The sequence below is a fragment of the Enterobacter sp. KB-280D8 genome (assembly GCF_041399405.1).
GTDB classification, from domain to species: Bacteria; Pseudomonadota; Gammaproteobacteria; order Enterobacterales; family Enterobacteriaceae; genus Enterobacter; species Enterobacter cloacae_N.
The window spans coordinates 1-613 of sequence record NZ_JBGKEC010000029.1 but is presented as its reverse complement, the minus strand read 5'-3'; the positions used below and the strand labels follow the sequence as shown (position 1 = coordinate 613).

Annotated in this window: 1 protein-coding gene; it reads right to left on the bottom strand. The window is 55.0% G+C overall.

The window, feature by feature from the left end; translation table 11 throughout:
• Window positions 1-613 (bottom strand): phage portal protein (locus tag AB8818_RS22865; protein WP_371200036.1); only part of this gene is annotated, 613 nt, incomplete at both ends.

The following is a 613-nucleotide window of genomic DNA, read 5'->3' as shown; positions in this document are numbered from 1 at the left end:
TATCAGATAGCCGTCGGTTGACTCGACGAGCTCCTGCCGCTGGGCACTGTACGTTCCGTTGTAGTTTCTGGATGTGCTGGAAAAGCTGAGGCGACTGCCGGCGGACACGGCACGCAGCTGTCCGTTACGAAACGACTCGAGGTTAGGGTTCGGGCGATCGGATTTAATCATCCCGATTTCTTCCCCGGCCTGCAGCTCGTCATAGAGCATACCGGGCTGAATCATCAGCTCGCGATCATCGCTGCTGGAATCAGACTCGAAGCTCTGTCCGTCGCCTTTTTTGATATACATGCCGAGTGCGGCAGCAATTCTGGCAGCGGTAAGCTCCGAGTCCTCGTACTCTTTCAGCGCGCTCAGACGCATCAGAACACCTGATAAAAGAGACGTTCCGCGGGTCTGGTGCAGGCGTCGTGTGAATTTGAGATGAAGCATGTTTTCTGCATCTATCTCTTTGGTATCGAACTGACGCCCGGATACTGGCAGGCTTTTATAGACCTGATATTTTTTCGGGCGCCCCCAGTTATCGACAAAAACGCCCTGATTGAGCTGGGTGGCGGCATCACTGTTCATCGGCACGAAGTCCGGCTCCAGCGCTTCCAGCCAGAACGGCACA